This window comes from Acinetobacter sp. ANC_7655 (assembly GCF_056784015.1).
Genome location: NZ_JBWYJB010000001.1, coordinates 470,131 through 485,194, shown reverse-complemented (window position 1 = coordinate 485,194; position 15,064 = coordinate 470,131). Strand labels below are relative to the sequence as shown.

Genomic DNA, 15,064 nt, shown 5'->3' with positions numbered 1-15,064 from the left:
ATGATAAAAGGTCAATGCTTATGTGGAAAGGTGCAATATATTTATCATGGTGATCTTGAGAAAAGTATCTTGTGCTATTGCAAGCACTGTCAGTTGGCTCAAGGCGGTTTTACTGCATGGAATAGCCCGATCCCGCTTGAAAACTTCGAGTTAATTTCTGGTGAAGATGTGCTTAAGTCTTATTTTCATACCGAGTTAAAGGCAAGAGTATTTTGCGGTGAATGTGGAAGTCCTTTATATTCACATCGGCTTGATTTACCAGGCGTTATACGTTTAAGGCTCGGTTCTGTGGTTGAAGGGAAAATACCGCCACCTTATGAAGAGTTTTTCCAGGAATACAAACCTAACTTTATTGAAACTATTCATTCTTAATGGTTAGATTGTTTTAGAATGATGAATGAATAAATATTTTAAATTATGTGATTGAATCTAATAATGAAATTGCCACTATTTTTTATGATGTTGTTTGGGGTGGGTGTGTTCACTCATGCGGAAACACTTCCTGTTAAATTTACACAAGAGATTGAAGTTATATCGCAAATATATAATGCCGATATGAGGCATTTTCTAAAAACACTAGCGCCAAATACAACACAGTTTAGTGTTGATCAGACTCAAAGATATTGTGTCATTGTTGGAACTTATGTCGATGGCTTTTATCAGGTGGTGGATAAATATCGAAAGGATTTACCATTTTCCTACTCTAGAATGAGTAAGCAGGATGTTGTTGTGAAAGTGAAGCAATCGAAAGAAATGCAGATTTTACAAAGATATAATATTCAATGTGAGCTTAAATAATCAGAAAGTGAAAAACTAAAAAGTATTGTTGTAATAATATCGGGGATACGTGATTTAGACTGGACTATTTAATGACATTATTAAATAGACCAAATCAAACATAATACGAAAACTTAAGAAAGTTGAGCTTTAATTTTACTCGAAACTTGTGCAGGATCGGCACGTCCGGCTATGATCGGACGTAGAGAATTCATCACCTTACCCATATCTTTCATGCTAGTAGCTTGTTGCGCAGCAATCGTTTGCGCAATAATTGAATCAAGTTCTTCCTCAGTCATAGCTGCTGGTAGAAATTGAGATAAAACCTCAACCTCGGCTTGTTCCTTACTAGCTAAGTCTTGTCGATTAGCGCTTTCAAAAGCTTTAATCGATTCTTTACGTTGCTTGATTTGTTTTTCAATGACCGCGAGAACTCGACTATCATCTAGTTCTACGCGTTCATCGACTTCGATTTGCTTAATTGCTGCTTGGAGACTACGAATCACCGTTAACTTATCCATTTCTTTAGCACGCATTGTTGCTTTCAAAACGTCAGTAATTTGGTTTTTTAAAGTAGTCATTTATATATCCGAGCAGTCAATCACAAATTAATCTTAGTAAAGGCGAGTAGTACGTACTGATTCACGCGCCAATTTCTTTTGGTAGCGTTTAACAGCAGCAGCTTTTTTGCGCTTACGTTCTTGAGTTGGTTTCTCGTAGAATTCACGTTTACGAACGTCAGCTAAAACACCCGCTTTTTCGCATGAACGTTTGAAACGACGGATAGCTACGTCTACTGGTTCGCCTTCTTTCAATTTAACTTGTGGCATGAAGAATCCTCTAGTTTATGGATAAGACTAAGCGCCGAATTGCGCTGAGTCACAAGTGAAGGTCAGTATTTTACTCATTTACATCTCATATCACAAGTCTATAATAGCTTTAGCAATATTTTGAAATGGGTTAAAGGCAATTTAATGATCGTTTTAGGCTTAGAAACGTCGTGTGATGAAACTGGTCTCGCACTCTATGACAGCGAAGTCGGCTTAAGAGGACAGGTGTTATATAGTCAGATTAAATTGCATGCTGAATATGGTGGAGTGGTACCTGAATTGGCATCCCGCGATCATGTTCGTAAATTAATTCCTTTAATCAATCAATTGCTTGAAGAAAGTCAAATCAAAAAATCTGAGATTGATGCGGTGGCTTATACACGTGGTCCAGGCCTAATGGGTGCACTCATGACTGGAGCATTATTTGGTCGTACGCTTGCATTTGCGTTAAATAAACCAGCGATTGGTGTGCATCATATGGAAGGGCATATGTTGGCGCCTCTTTTATCAGCTACTCCACCGGAATTTCCGTTTGTCGCTTTGTTGGTCTCGGGTGGGCATACACAATTAATGGCGGCATATGATATTGGTCATTATGAAATCTTAGGTGAGTCGATCGATGATGCAGCGGGTGAAGCATTCGATAAGGTTGCTAAGATGATGGGGTTGCCTTATCCAGGCGGTCCAAATATCTCTAAACTTGCTGAGCAAGGTGATGCCACTGCTTTTGAATTTCCACGCCCTATGTTGCATCAAGGTTTGGAATTTTCATTTAGCGGCTTAAAAACAGCAGTTTCTGTCCAAATGAAAAAATTAGGTGAAGAAAACCGAGACGCTGATATTGCTGCGAGTTTTCAAGAGGCTATTGTTGATACATTGGTCAAAAAATCAGTTAAAGCATTAAAACAAACTGGTCTTAAGCGTTTGGTCATTGCTGGTGGTGTGAGTGCCAATAAGCGTCTTCGTGAACGTCTTGAAGCAGATTTAGCTAAAATAAAAGCTCAAGTATATTATGCTGAACCAGCTTTATGTACGGATAATGGCGCCATGATTGCTTTTGCTGGATATCAACGCTTAAAAGCAGGACAGCATGATGGCTTAGCCGTGACAACGACGCCACGTTGGCCGATGACGGAACTCAAAAAACCTACTGAAGCATAAATGTTTGGTCCCGAGAAAAAAGAGGCTTATAGCCTCTTTTTTATATTTACATTATTGAAAGAATTTGCATGTCTTCTGGTGAGAGTTGAAGATTCACTGCATTTGAAAATTGGGTAATTTGTTCAAGGTTTGTTGCACTGGCGATTGGTGCTGAAATATGCTTTTGCGCAAGTAACCAAGCCAAAGCTACCTCAGCAGGTGCCGCATTGTGGCGCGATGCCACTTCTCTGAGCTTATCTAAAAGGTTTAAGCCTCGCTCATCAAAATATTTTACAAGCGTATCTGCACGTTGACGCCCTTGAATATTGTCTAATGACGAATATTTCCCAGATAGAAATCCACTAGCCAGACTATAAAAACTTACGACACCAATTTGATGGCGTTCACAAATGGGTTGCAGTGTTTGTTCGAATATATCGCGATCGTAAAGATTATATTCAGGTTGAAGAACCTGATAATGTTGCACACCAATCTTTTGTGCAGCTTGAATAGAAGCGTCTAATTGATCAGCTGAAAAATTAGAAGTGCCATAGGCACGAATTTTTCCTTGATCTTTGAGCTTTGAAAATGCTGATAATGTTTCCTCATGAGGTGTGTTTTCATCAGGCCAGTGTGCAAAATAAAGATCAAGATAATCTGTTTTCAAACGGCTTAGAGAGTCTTCAACTGCTTGCATAATCCATCGTTCAGATAAACCTTGATGGCCGGGAATCCCCATATCTAAACCGACTTTAGTAAATAGCACGATGTCTTCACGTTTACTTGGATTTTGTTTTAACCAATTACCAATGATTGTTTCTGACTCGCCACCATGATTGCCTGGTGCCCAAATGGAATAGAAGTCTGCTGTATCAATGGTGTTAAATCCACGCTCATACAGTGCATCTAAAATTTTGAAACTTTGTTTTTCATCAACCGTCCAACCGAATACATTTCCTCCGAATACGATGGGTGCGATGAATAAATCAGTTTGTCCAAGTTTTCTTTTTTGCATGAAATATCCTAGGTAGAATAATACGACTTATTCTAGCTATATAGGATTCGTCTATTTCTCGCTATCCAAATAATGTATAAACATTATCCAATGATTTTGACAAAAAAAGAGGCAAAAAGCCTCTTTTTTAATTCTCTATGTATTCAAGCAGAATCAGAAACGATAACCTGCGCTGATGTTGAACCCATCAAATTTAGCCCCATCAACTTTAGTACCTTCATAACCGATATTGATCGCATATTGCGGAGCAGGATTAATATTAATACCAACACCATATGCAAACGCTGTTTCACTTAGATCCATGTTTTCGTATATGTTCAAGGCGCGATATGAACTTTCAACTTTTGAATGCGCGATCCCGACAACACCATAAACACTGAAATTCTCATTAAGACGATATGCAGGGCCTGCTAGCAAAGAAAAATGTTTTACATCTGTATCTTGGCGTTCACCTGGTTCAATCCAAGTTTCATCACCAGTTTGATACGACATTGTTGCCATAACGCTTAAAGGAGTCTCGAGTTCATAGCGATATTGAGCGTGAACACCGCGAATATCAAACGCATTTTCAATTTCAGACTGAGCATAACCCAATGAAACGGTGTGTTGTTGGGCAAAAGTTGTCGTTGTTAAAGTGGTCATCGAGAGGATTAAACCCAATTTTAAAAATTTAGTTATCATGGCGCATGCTCATTATTTGTGATTTGTTTATCTTTAAATGCAAAAAATGGTGATCATTTTTTGGTAAATGCTATTGTACTTTCTATTTTTCTATTGTAAATAAAAATTAAAGAAATAGTTTTGTTTGTATTATAAATGGTGTGAGAATGTATTTATTGACTCGCAATTGAGTTTTTAAATCGTTCTTTTAATGCAATATAGTGGGAATGCTGTTTAGCTTCATCCCATTTCACTTTAAAAATTCGTGCTGCTGCAGCCTTAATAGGGTCTTCTTGTTGGCGTGGTAGTTCTTCACGCCCGTGATCACCACTTAAACCTTTTTTGTCATTAGGTACAGGACCTTTATATTTTTTTCCACCTTTATGGTTTGCATAACGTCTCGCTCGGGTATAACCCATTTGTAAAAATTTACGAGCCATATCTGCACCGACAAAATCATCGACTGCTAAATATTCAAGAAAGAGTTGATAAATCTTATTAGAACTCTCTCTAGCTTTATCTTCATCTGCAAATTTCCAAAAGGGCAGAATTTCAGATTTGTAGGGTTCGACGAGTAATACACCCTGTTCACCACGACCAATTCGATAGAGTTCTGGCCTTTCTCTGAAGTTAATTTTTGCAAAGTCCAATGAGTAATCAAAACTTTGAGAATAAACACGAGTGCTTCTATGTGGGATGGTATCAAGGTCGTTATGATTGAGAGTCATCACGTTCTCTTTTGTACTTTTAAAAATATATTAGGTGATCTCAAATGAAAAACGATTATAGAATTGTGAGTGATATTTTAAAAATGTGATTAGTTGTTTTAAAGAGATGTGCTAAACACGTGAAAGATTGAAATTGAACTGTATTAGAAATCAAAACAACGAATTAGACTATGGACGATAGCGGGGCGAAATTAAGTTTTAAACTTAAAATCTAGCAGACACAAATGATTAGACATGACGATGCTCTATAAGAAACATTTTGTCATATAAGTTTTATATCTATGAATTAATCTAAGCGATACGTATAAAAATAATTTTGGAAGTCTGATTGGATCTTATCATCATCATTTTTGGCTATCTATATGGTCGTAAATTTCATCCCAACAAGTACATTGAACAAGTATTTTTTTTAGCCCTGATTTTATTTATATTTTTTTGCACTGTTTACGCAGCGCCAAACCTACTCGCATTAGAAAATCCTAGAGCTGTTTTGAGCAAGCTAGCTATTCTCGCACTCGGGGTATGCGCATTTACTTATTGGTTTAGTTCACTATTTTATAAGAAGAAACAGCAGGAAAACAGCAAACGTAAAACAATCCAAATTAAGGATATCATTAAAATATTGACAGTATATCTTTTGCTTATTTTGGTGTTTGTGGGAGGGATCTTCACTTATCGAATGGATTTAATAGATGAGCAAATAGCTTTAAGTATTCAAAACGTTCTGATCTACATTATTCTATTTTTGATCGGAGTCTTTATATCAGCATTTAAAATCAAAACATTGCAATGGCATGATTTTAAACTCCCAATCATAATGGTATTGGCAAATACAATATTTGCCTGCTTTATGCTGATAATTTGGAAGGAAAGTGCTGTATTGCTTTCTGGATTCGGTTGGGCAAGTCTGTCTGCTGCTATGATTTCACAAAAACTAAATCCCTTATTGGCAGTTCAAGCTTTAATTGTGGATATGATTCGAGGGATGTTTTCCATCATTTTTCTACAGCTTTTTGGAAGACATCAACCACAAGCAGCAATTAGCACCACAGGTGTACTGTCCTGTGATGCATTCTTACCGATGATTAAGCAACATTGTGGTGAGCAATATGTGCTAGATGCGTTTAAAGCGGGACTATTGTTGTCGCTGTTTTGTCCATTGAATATATTTATTGCGATTCATTTTACCCAAAGTGTGACACGTTAAACGGTAAAACACCTCAAAGACAGTGATTTTGGCAATCACTAGCATACCATCACCATTAATATATCCGGCATTGTGATTCAAAAAAAATGCAGCATCCTCATTCATGTTATCGTGTTCATGCTTACAACCGCGTGTTCCTCCAAGGCCATCGTTATAAATAAAAACATGGCCAGATTTTGAAAGTTGATAATTGAATTGCTGAGAGAATAGGGTGCAAAGGTCTTGCATTTCTGTATTGTTATCGAGGTTTAAGCGAGTAGGCCATGTATTTTTTTTGAAAGCATATCGTGTAATTGCACGATAACTTGAGGGATGTAAACACACAGCAAAAAAATACGATGGTGCTGGGTGGCGGAGCATTTGAGAAATAATGAAATAAATGTATTGGAATTTTAACAGATTTGATTTTCGATAGGCGCTAAGAAGACCTGCTTGACCACGAAAAACATTCATTGTCTGGTCATTCTTTTTGACTTCATAACGTTGCATACTTAAAAATCCAACAGGTTTTTCTTCATCAAAATAGATCAAAACCCGTTTGCTTGCAGCATCATCGGGGGCATAGGCTTGAGCAATATCATTCAAATCACAACCCTCTGGTGTCATGAAGATCGCTTGATGAAGCGTTTTTAATATATTTTGAACATCTGGGGATTGTGTATGTTGGTTACTATATTTTTTAATTTGGAGCATGGATGCAGCCTTTTTCTATAATTATTTGCGTCCCTCATACTATTTTTGAATTGTTAAGTTTGGGTTACATTAATTTTTTCGAAAAACAAAAAATGGTTGTTATGTTATATTGTTTTAAATTTAAATTATTTTTTTAATTTTTATTTATATAATAAATTTTATTTAAATTAATAACTTAAAGTAATATTCGCGATTTTTTGATTTAAAATTTTTTGATATCGATAGAGAGCAATAAGTTAAATTGTTAATTTTATCTTTATAATTATTCATGAATAATTTATTAACTTTTATCGTAATAAAAGCTAATAACTTAGATTAAAGAGTGAAAGTTGAGAAACTAAGACGTTATTCCATCTTAGTTTCTTATTGAAGAAGCTGATGTAAATGCTTAATCACGCTTTAATTGAGTAGAGCCGATCCAATGTTTTGAAAATTGGAATGCAGAACGACCTGAGCGTTGACCTCTGGCTTGGCACCAACGTAGCGCTTCAGCACGTACTTCAGGTGTCATTTCAATACCAGATTTTTTTAAATAGTGCTCTACAATCTCTAAATAAAGATTTTGATCCATCGGGTAGAATGAAAGCCAAAGACCAAAACGATCAGACAATGAGATTTTTTCTTCGATCGCTTCTTGCGGATGTAATTCAGTATATTGAGGCACGTCCACTTTAGTGATCGGGGTGTTTTCATGCATAAATTCCGGGAGTAGGTGGCGGCGGTTACTGGTCGCATAAATAATAAAGTTGCCAGAACCTGACTCTAGTGAACCATCTAACACACTTTTTAAACTACGATAATTTTCGTCTTCAGCATTAAAGGCTAAGTCATCACAATACACGATAAATTTTTCGGGACGACCTTCAATAATTTTTTGTATTTCTGGTAGGTCTGACAGATTATCACGCTCAATTTCAATGATGCGTAAACCACGGTCAGCATATTTTGACAGTAAAGATCTTACAATAGATGATTTTCCGGTTCCACGAGATCCAGTCAATAAAATATCGTTTGCAGGTAAACCTTGTAAAAATTGTTCAGTGTTTTGCAGTATTTTTTCTTTTTGTTTTTCGATACCTTTTAAATCATCAAGATGAATTATTTTAGGTTTTTGAATGGGGATCAGCCGTTTATTTTGCCATTTGTATCCTAGTGCTGAGAAATCAATTTCCTGACTCGGTTCAGATAATGTGTGATTAAGTTGGTCAATAAGTTGAGAAATTTTTGTTAACAGTTGATCTGGTAGTTCTAGAGTCGCCATAGGTATTCGTGAAATACAATTCAATAAAATCAAGTTTAATCTACATGATGACGATAGCGATGTGAACTGATCTAAGGGATAAATCTATGATGACTGGTCGATACAAGAAATAAATTTTATTAAGTTGATTATTTTCTGCTTTTTTTGCATAGTTTAAAAACTGAACAAAACTAATTGAACTAATAAAAATCAAAGGACTAGCTCAATGATTTTAGGCACTCGTAGTCAAATTAATCCGCATCAAGCGTATCGAATTAAAAAAATGCAACATGAGCTTGAACGTGCGGAGAGCTATGAAGAGTGGAAAGACATTGCCTTAAAGCTGGATGAGGAGACGGGCGCTCAGGAATGGAAGTTTGATAATACTTCACCCTATTTTGATGCTGAAATTATATCGCATCGTTTAAATCTTTTACGCCGTTACAAGCTGAATCATCGTGTAATTGATCTGATCTATATATTGCGAGAAGGCCTGAGTCATGATGTCGCCAATATTGGTCATCCTATGCTGTTCACACAAACATATATTGGCACAAAAAAACTCATTGAGGACTATATTGAAGAGGTTTCACAGAGTTTAATTTATATCGCTTCAGATGAATGTTCAGGTTTGACACATCAAGAAAAATTTGATTTTTTTAAAAATTGTCAACTGACCTATGGTCAACCAGCAATGATGTTTTCTGGTGGGGCCTCATTAGGTTTGTTTCATACAGGCGTGTGTAAGGCGCTGATGGAACAAGATTTGATGCCGAAAGTTTTATCAGGTTCGAGTGCTGGTGCGTTGATGACGGCGATGTTAGGCGTTTCTGATCAAAAAGATATTGATCAGCTGCTGACAGGAGAGAGCTTTTATAGTGAAGCATTCCATTTCAGAAGTTTCAAAGAGTTGCTTAGAGGAAATGGTGGTATTGCTGATGTGCGATATCTTAAGAAATTTTTAGTGGAAAATTTAGGAGACTTAACGTTTCAAGAAGCGTATGAAAAGTCTGGACTTGATATTAATATCAGTGTCGCACCTTATGATGTCGCTCAGGAAGATGCTCGTATCATGAACAAATATACTGCGCCAGATTTACTGGTGTGGAGTGCAGTATTGGCATCATGTGCGGTTCCTATCTTATTTCCTCCAGTTCGACTGACCAGTAAGCGTTATGATGGGGTGCATACACCATACTTGGCAAGTATTCGTTGGGTGGATGGCAGTGTGAGAAGTGATTTTCCACAAGAGAAAATGGCTCGTCTTTACAATATTAATTACACCATTGCCAGTCAGGTGAATCCACATATTGTGCCATTCATGCAAAGTGATGCGGAGCGTTTTAGAACAGATCTACTCAGCTGGCCGCAACGTTTAGTGCGTAAACATGGTAAAACGATTGCGATGGATGTCATGAATTTCACTCGTGACCGAATGGGCAGTGTGCCGACGATTAGACGACTATTGGATCATGGTTATGGTATTGTTGATCAGCGTTATTATGGTGATTTAAATATTGTAGGTAATTATAGTCTGCGACATTATCATTATATGTTACAAAATCCGCGACCTCATTTGTTTAAAGTCCTTCAAAGAGAAGGGGAACGGGCAACTTGGTCAAAACTGTCCAGTATTGAAACACATGCGCGTATAGGAAAAACCATTGAACATTGTTTGGATATGCTGACGCAACTGAAACAGCAAAATGAATCTCTTAAAAAACAATCTACAGTGGCAAACCATTCAGCCTCTGCTCAGGCAACCAGTTAATTCTGAACAAAGTCAGCAGTATGGTCGTCTAATTTATTGTATCGAAATAGACGACCAAACGTATTGGGTTAAGCGACAACAGCAGGGTATCAGTTCACAGCATGAGCAGTGGTTCGACAATGAGATAAAACACTACCAATCACTCAGTACTCGCTCTTCAAAGATCTTAGTGCCGTTTGAGATCGTGTATGACGAAAACAGTAGATTCAATACACCTACATCAAAACATGATTCTTCATCATTGATTCTGATTGAAAATGCGGCGCCGCTATTTGAAGTAGAAAATTCTGTCTATACTCAAATGCAGACCTTCCCACACAATGAGTTTTCAAATGTGGTCAATTTATTATTACATAGTCTAGATGCATTACTATCAATTCATGAGCAAGGATGGGTTCATGCAGATCTTAAAAGAGAACATTTTAGAATATTCAATGGTCAACCCAAATTAATTGATTTTGAACAGATGTTTCACTTTGAGTGCCATCCTCAAGTTTCTACACATGGAACACCAAGGTATATGGCGCCTGAGTTGTTTCATGGTGAGTCAAAATCACAAGCATCAGATATATATGCACTCGGTATTATTTGGTTAGAATGGTTAAATCAGTACTCAATCCGTAAAAAAAGCTATATAGATTGGGCAAAATGGCATTGTCAGCAATTAAAAGTTGAAATTATTAGGCCTTTTTCTGACTTAACACCAGTACTCCAGCAGATGTTGATGAAAAATAAATCACAAAGATTGGACAATATTTATCAATTAAAACAGATATTAAGCGAATTTGTCTAAAGAAAAACCAGTAAAATGGATAATTGTTTTATATTTAGTCAAACAATAAGGTTTTTCAAAAAAAGGGCTTGTCATGAGATAATGATCTCTATAATATACACAGCCATCGGGGACGTGGCGAAATTGGTAGACGCACTGGATTTAGGTTCCAGCGCCGCAAGGTGTGAGAGTTCGAGTCTCTCCGTCCCCACCAAGTAATTTACTAGGTGGAACGACCGAAGTAGGTGAAATAGAGGATTGGTGTAATGGTAGCATGACGGTCTCCAAAACCGTTCGTCAAGGTTCGAATCCTTGATCCTCTGCCAAGTTTTATGAAGCTCAGTAATATGATTGAGTATTCAAAGGGGACGTGGCGAAATTGGTAGACGCACTGGATTTAGGTTCCAGCGCCGCAAGGTGTGAGAGTTCGAGTCTCTCCGTCCCCACCATATTAAGGCAAGGTTTGATACCTTGCTTTTTTATTGCCTATATTTTTATATAAAAACAGACTGAAAACTGAAATATATAAATATAAAAAATCGCCTACAAAGAGGCGATGTTAATATTTAGATGATCTATTTAGTATTCATTCCGTTGAATTAAGGTGAGATTAAGCTTTTAAGTGATCCTCGAATTCTTCACCTAATTGCATTGCCAGAGTATTTCCAGATAAGTCACATGTCACTAAACCATATTCTTTTTTAAAACTGAAAGTGAAGCCTTGGTTATCCTTTAAATTTCGAACGGAATAACCTAATTTTTCTAACCAAATTCTGAATGCAATTAAATTTTTTGCTTTGACCACTTTCTTCATGAGACAACTCCTTTGACTAATGAAATATTAATAAGGTTAATGATGTTGTTTTTAAAGGGCTTTAACCTAAATTAATGTAAATATATTTTAATTCTATAAAAATGTATATATTTCATGCAATTAAAAGAAAGAATTTGATCATGTTGTTAAAGCTTTAAGATAAAGAAGAGAATGTATTGTCTGAAGGGTTTAAAAACTGAGCGAATATCGCTCAGTAATGAACACCTGTAATTTGAACAGATAATGCTAAATTTAGAAATTATCTTTCATTTCCCGAATACGTTTAAATTCTTCAGCACTGTTGACGCGCAAGAAAGGATTGGTCTCAAGTTCAATTTCAATGGTGGAAGGTAAGGTTATTTGATTTTGATCTCGAAGTTTCTGAACTTGCTCAAATCGTTCTTGCAGTGCCTTATTCTCAGGTTCTACTTGCAAAGCGAATTGTGCATTTGAGAGCGTGTATTCATGGGTACAGTAGACTTGAGTTCTTGGAGGGAGCGCTGACAGTTGGTTAAGTGATTGATACATTTGTTCAGCCGTTCCTTCAAAAAGGCGTCCGCATCCCATTGCAAATAAGGTATCTCCACAGAATAAACTGTCAATTTCATCTGCAAATATTGCGATATGACCTAAGGTGTGGCCAGGAACAGCGATGACGTCAAGTTTTAAGTCATTAAAATAAAATTCATCATCATGATTGAGTGGACAACTGATAAATGGAATTTTAGATAATTCTTCACGTGGACCATAAACTTCAATATTTTTTTCCGCGATTAACTCTGGCACACCACCAATATGGTCTTTATGCCAGTGGGTAAGCCATATTTGCTTAAGTGTTAAACCATTCGAGTCACAATAGTTGACCACCAAATTGGCTTCTGTAGGGTCTACCACTGCAATTTCTTGGGTTTCAGTATCTTCAATAATCCATATATAGTTTTGTAGCGCATTGTTAACATCAATTACGCGAACTTGATAACGCATCCTAAACGATCCTAAAGCATGTGACTTATTTGATCTCATCCTAGATCAAGCTTATCAAATTGTAAAATTCACCCAAATTTTAAACAGCGATGTATTGTAAATATTGATTTCGAATTTGATGAGGTGCATTGTTGTTAGCTTAAGATTATCTGATCTGATGAACTAATTTCGAGTAAAAAGTAAATGATGATAAAAGTGAGATTGAGTGCTTGCATCAGCGCAGTGATGAGTTCGATTGTTCTTGTTGGTTGTATGCAAAACTCTCAAGTTGGTCAACTGCAAAAGTCTCAATTATACGAGCGTCCAAGCAGCTGTAAGGTCAATGAGACAATCGAACGTAAAGCGGTTCCTCAAACACCCAACCAAATGAGCCTTCCGAGTTTTGGGCAAGGGGTTATCGGTTGGGCAACAGGTCCAGAAGGTGCTCAAGCACGTTTAGAAAGTGTATCTAAGCAAGACATCCATCAGTTTAAAGCACAAGGTGTTAGTTTGGAAATGATACGCGAATGGCAAGCGTTTTATACGCATGAAGCAAAGCGTAATCCATGCAATCGGACTGCGCCGTTACGTGCGCAATTAATGGAAAAAATCGCTTCACTTTGGATGGATTGATATTAAAAAAGATCTCATTTGAGATCTTTTTTAAATTTACTATCGCATTTTGGCGAGTTTTTCACCTGTCATTTGCACCAATTGAACTAATACTAAAAGCACAATGACGGTGAGTATAACGACACTGGTATCAAAGCGTTGATAACCATAGGAGATCGCAAGATCACCAATGCCGCCTGCACCGACCGCACCAGCCATGGCTGTTGCACCAATTAAGCTGATTGCAGCTGTAGTTAAATTGAGAATGAGGGAGCTACGCGCCTCAGGCAGAATAAACTTGAAAATAATTTGCAGGGGTGTTGCGCCCATAGCTTGCGCTGACTCCACGATACCTTCGTTGACTTCAAGGAGTGAAGTTTCAACCAGACGACCAATATAAGGTCCTACATAAATGGTTAAAGGAACAATAGCTGCCCATGTCCCAATAGAAGTACCCACAATCATTTTTGTCAGTGGAATAACCGCGATCAGGAGGATAATAAACGGGAGGGAACGTAATGCATTCACAATAGGGTTTAATCCATAGTAAATCACACGATTGGCTAAAATCCCGTTTGGTCGTGTAACAAGTAGAGTTATCCCTTGAATTAAACCCCAAATCGTACCGAATAGCATTGCAAAAAAAACCATATGAAAGGTTTCTTGTAGGGCTGTCACAAATTGATCAATTGAAAGCGAGCTTTTCCAAAAAGGTTCAGTAATTTCTGTTAGCCATTGAACAATCATATCTCTCATGCACGTACTCCTGATTGCTCAACTTTAACGCCATGTTGTTGGAAAAAGCTGATGGTTTCTTGAATAATGTCTGGATCACCCAGTAATTGCACAAACATTTGCCCAATCACAGCGCCATTAATTTCGGTCATGTTGGCAAATAAAATATTGAGACTAATATCAAATCGTTTAATGGCAGCTTGCACAACCGTTTCTTGGGCCGAAGTACCTAAGAACTGCAAGCTATAAATACTGTGGTGATTTTGATTTTCTAAGTTATTTAAAATATTGATAGGTAATTGCTGCTGTAAAACAGTTTGAATAAATGTTTTGGTCGTCGGGTGGTGAGGTTGACTAAAGATATCGAGAGTACTGCCGTGTTCAATCACTTTGCCTTGCTCCATAACTGCAACAAAGTCGCAAATCGACTCAATAACATCCATTTCATGCGTAACCATAACAATGGTGATTCCTTGCTCTTGATTAATTTTTTTCAAAAGGGCAAGTACAGACTTTGTCGTTTGAGGATCAAGCGCTGATGTTGCTTCGTCACAGAGTAGAATTTTTGGATGATTGGCAAGTGCCCGAGCGATACCTACACGCTGTTTTTGACCACCAGAAAGCTCATCTGGAAAAGCATCGCGTTTATGTTTTAAATCGATAAACTCAAGTAGCTCATCTAAGCGTTTTAGACGCTCAGCTTTACTCCAGCCAAGGAGTTTCATTGGCATTTCAATATTGGCTGCAACGGTTTTGGTTTGTAGTAAATTGAAATGCTGGAAAATCATACCAATATTGGCGCGTTCTTGACGTAATTTTGAAGCGCTCAAAGCAGTGAAATCTTGACCGTGGATGATCATTTGACCTTGATTGGGTCTTTCTAGTAAATTGATCAAACGGATCAGTGTACTTTTACCTGCACCACTATAGCCTATAATTCCGAAGATACTTCCATCTGGAATCGTCAGATTAATATTGTCTAAGGCGTGAATAGTTTGGCCTTTAAGCTGATAATGTTTACTAATATTTTTAAATTCAATCATAACGTCAAGAACTATTAAAAATGAAAAACAGGCAAATTAAATTTGCCTGTTAAAAATACAGAAG

General features: G+C 37.1%; 18 protein-coding genes and 3 tRNA genes. 10 read left to right on the top strand and 11 right to left on the bottom strand.

The window, feature by feature from the left end; all coding sequences use genetic code 11:
- Together AC1M9N_RS02485 and AC1M9N_RS02480 are read left to right on the top strand one after the other, a co-directional pair.
- Positions 1-372, top strand: coding sequence for a GFA family protein (locus tag AC1M9N_RS02485; RefSeq protein WP_180027612.1), 372 nt, complete (start codon positions 1-3; stop codon positions 370-372).
- Between the two features lie 63 nt (positions 373-435).
- Entirely contained in the window at positions 436-798 is a 363-nt protein-coding gene (locus AC1M9N_RS02480) for a hypothetical protein (protein ID WP_481954216.1), read from the top strand.
- Between the two features lie 113 nt (positions 799-911).
- Here AC1M9N_RS02480 and AC1M9N_RS02475 read toward each other — a convergent pair whose 3' ends face one another.
- Together AC1M9N_RS02475 and rpsU are read right to left on the bottom strand one after the other, a co-directional pair.
- Positions 912-1,358, bottom strand: a complete 447-nt coding sequence (locus tag AC1M9N_RS02475) for a GatB/YqeY domain-containing protein (protein WP_035268744.1) — start codon at positions 1,356-1,358, stop codon at positions 912-914.
- Between the two features lie 33 nt (positions 1,359-1,391).
- Complete coding sequence (rpsU, locus tag AC1M9N_RS02470) at positions 1,392-1,607, bottom strand: 30S ribosomal protein S21 (RefSeq protein ID WP_001136722.1); 216 nt, start codon at positions 1,605-1,607, stop codon at positions 1,392-1,394.
- Positions 1,608-1,751: 144 nt separating this feature from the next.
- Here rpsU and tsaD point away from each other — a divergent pair, with 144 nt between their 5' ends.
- The gene (gene tsaD, locus AC1M9N_RS02465) at positions 1,752-2,768 is read left to right on the top strand and encodes a tRNA (adenosine(37)-N6)-threonylcarbamoyltransferase complex transferase subunit TsaD (protein WP_481607016.1); all 1,017 of its coding nucleotides are present in this window, start codon (positions 1,752-1,754) and stop codon (positions 2,766-2,768) included.
- Between the two features lie 46 nt (positions 2,769-2,814).
- Here tsaD and AC1M9N_RS02460 read toward each other — a convergent pair whose 3' ends face one another.
- The 3 genes from AC1M9N_RS02460 to AC1M9N_RS02450 all read right to left on the bottom strand — a co-directional run bounded on the left by AC1M9N_RS02460 (position 2,815) and on the right by AC1M9N_RS02450 (position 5,150).
- A complete protein-coding gene (locus tag AC1M9N_RS02460) occupies positions 2,815-3,762 on the bottom strand; it encodes an aldo/keto reductase (protein WP_481954215.1) in 948 nt (315 codons plus the stop codon).
- 153 nt (positions 3,763-3,915) lie between these two features.
- Positions 3,916-4,443, bottom strand: a complete 528-nt coding sequence (locus tag AC1M9N_RS02455) for an Ail/Lom family outer membrane beta-barrel protein (RefSeq protein WP_092766154.1) — start codon at positions 4,441-4,443, stop codon at positions 3,916-3,918.
- 152 nt (positions 4,444-4,595) lie between these two features.
- The gene (locus AC1M9N_RS02450) at positions 4,596-5,150 is read right to left on the bottom strand and encodes a DUF4385 domain-containing protein (protein WP_481954214.1); all 555 of its coding nucleotides are present in this window, start codon (positions 5,148-5,150) and stop codon (positions 4,596-4,598) included.
- 328 nt (positions 5,151-5,478) lie between these two features.
- On the opposite strand from AC1M9N_RS02450, the gene AC1M9N_RS02445 reads away from it, so the two are divergent.
- A complete protein-coding gene (locus tag AC1M9N_RS02445; protein ID WP_481954213.1) occupies positions 5,479-6,357 on the top strand; it encodes a LysO family transporter in 879 nt (292 codons plus the stop codon).
- Here the strand turns inward: AC1M9N_RS02445 and AC1M9N_RS02440 are convergent.
- Positions 6,286-7,050, bottom strand: a complete 765-nt coding sequence (locus AC1M9N_RS02440) for a hypothetical protein (RefSeq protein ID WP_481954212.1) — start codon at positions 7,048-7,050, stop codon at positions 6,286-6,288. The two genes, AC1M9N_RS02445 and AC1M9N_RS02440, sit on opposite strands and share 72 nt — an antisense overlap.
- Positions 7,051-7,438: 388 nt before the next feature.
- Positions 7,439-8,311 (bottom strand): ATP-binding protein, encoded by an 873-nt coding sequence (locus tag AC1M9N_RS02435; RefSeq protein ID WP_481591202.1) that lies wholly within the window; start codon positions 8,309-8,311, stop codon positions 7,439-7,441.
- Between the two features lie 205 nt (positions 8,312-8,516).
- On the opposite strand from AC1M9N_RS02435, the gene AC1M9N_RS02430 reads away from it, so the two are divergent.
- From AC1M9N_RS02430 to AC1M9N_RS02410, 5 genes are all read left to right on the top strand, one after another.
- Positions 8,517-10,061 carry a DUF3336 domain-containing protein gene (locus AC1M9N_RS02430; RefSeq protein ID WP_481954211.1) on the top strand — a complete coding sequence of 515 codons (1,545 nt, stop codon included), beginning with the start codon at positions 8,517-8,519 and terminating at the stop codon, positions 10,059-10,061.
- On the top strand, positions 9,997-10,854 hold the full coding sequence (locus AC1M9N_RS02425; RefSeq protein WP_481954210.1) for a protein kinase domain-containing protein: 858 nt from the start codon (positions 9,997-9,999) through the stop codon (positions 10,852-10,854). The genes AC1M9N_RS02430 and AC1M9N_RS02425 overlap by 65 nt, the downstream gene beginning before the upstream one ends.
- A 108-nt stretch (positions 10,855-10,962) precedes the next feature.
- Positions 10,963-11,047: transfer RNA gene (locus AC1M9N_RS02420), tRNA-Leu, on the top strand.
- A gap of 38 nt (positions 11,048-11,085) precedes the next feature.
- Positions 11,086-11,159: transfer RNA gene (locus AC1M9N_RS02415), tRNA-Trp, on the top strand.
- Between the two features lie 38 nt (positions 11,160-11,197).
- A tRNA-Leu gene (locus tag AC1M9N_RS02410) sits at positions 11,198-11,282 on the top strand.
- 161 nt (positions 11,283-11,443) lie between these two features.
- Here the strand turns inward: AC1M9N_RS02410 and AC1M9N_RS02405 are convergent.
- Together AC1M9N_RS02405 and gloB are read right to left on the bottom strand one after the other, a co-directional pair.
- Entirely contained in the window at positions 11,444-11,647 is a 204-nt protein-coding gene (locus tag AC1M9N_RS02405; protein ID WP_035267651.1) for a hypothetical protein, read from the bottom strand.
- Positions 11,648-11,899: 252 nt separating this feature from the next.
- Positions 11,900-12,631, bottom strand: coding sequence for a hydroxyacylglutathione hydrolase (gloB, locus tag AC1M9N_RS02400; protein ID WP_481954209.1), 732 nt, complete (start codon positions 12,629-12,631; stop codon positions 11,900-11,902).
- 225 nt (positions 12,632-12,856) lie between these two features.
- Here gloB and AC1M9N_RS02395 point away from each other — a divergent pair, with 225 nt between their 5' ends.
- Positions 12,857-13,243 carry a DUF4951 domain-containing protein gene (locus AC1M9N_RS02395; RefSeq protein WP_481595486.1) on the top strand — a complete coding sequence of 129 codons (387 nt, stop codon included), beginning with the start codon at positions 12,857-12,859 and terminating at the stop codon, positions 13,241-13,243.
- Positions 13,244-13,282: 39 nt separating this feature from the next.
- Here the strand turns inward: AC1M9N_RS02395 and AC1M9N_RS02390 are convergent, their stop codons facing one another.
- Both AC1M9N_RS02390 and AC1M9N_RS02385 read right to left on the bottom strand, forming a co-directional pair.
- Positions 13,283-13,978, bottom strand: a complete 696-nt coding sequence (locus AC1M9N_RS02390) for a methionine ABC transporter permease (RefSeq protein WP_035267644.1) — start codon at positions 13,976-13,978, stop codon at positions 13,283-13,285.
- Positions 13,975-15,000: a methionine ABC transporter ATP-binding protein gene (locus AC1M9N_RS02385; RefSeq protein WP_481954208.1), complete on the bottom strand. Its 1,026-nt coding sequence runs from the start codon at positions 14,998-15,000 to the stop codon at positions 13,975-13,977. The genes AC1M9N_RS02390 and AC1M9N_RS02385 overlap by 4 nt, the downstream gene beginning before the upstream one ends.
- Between the last annotated feature and the right edge of the window lie 64 nt (positions 15,001-15,064).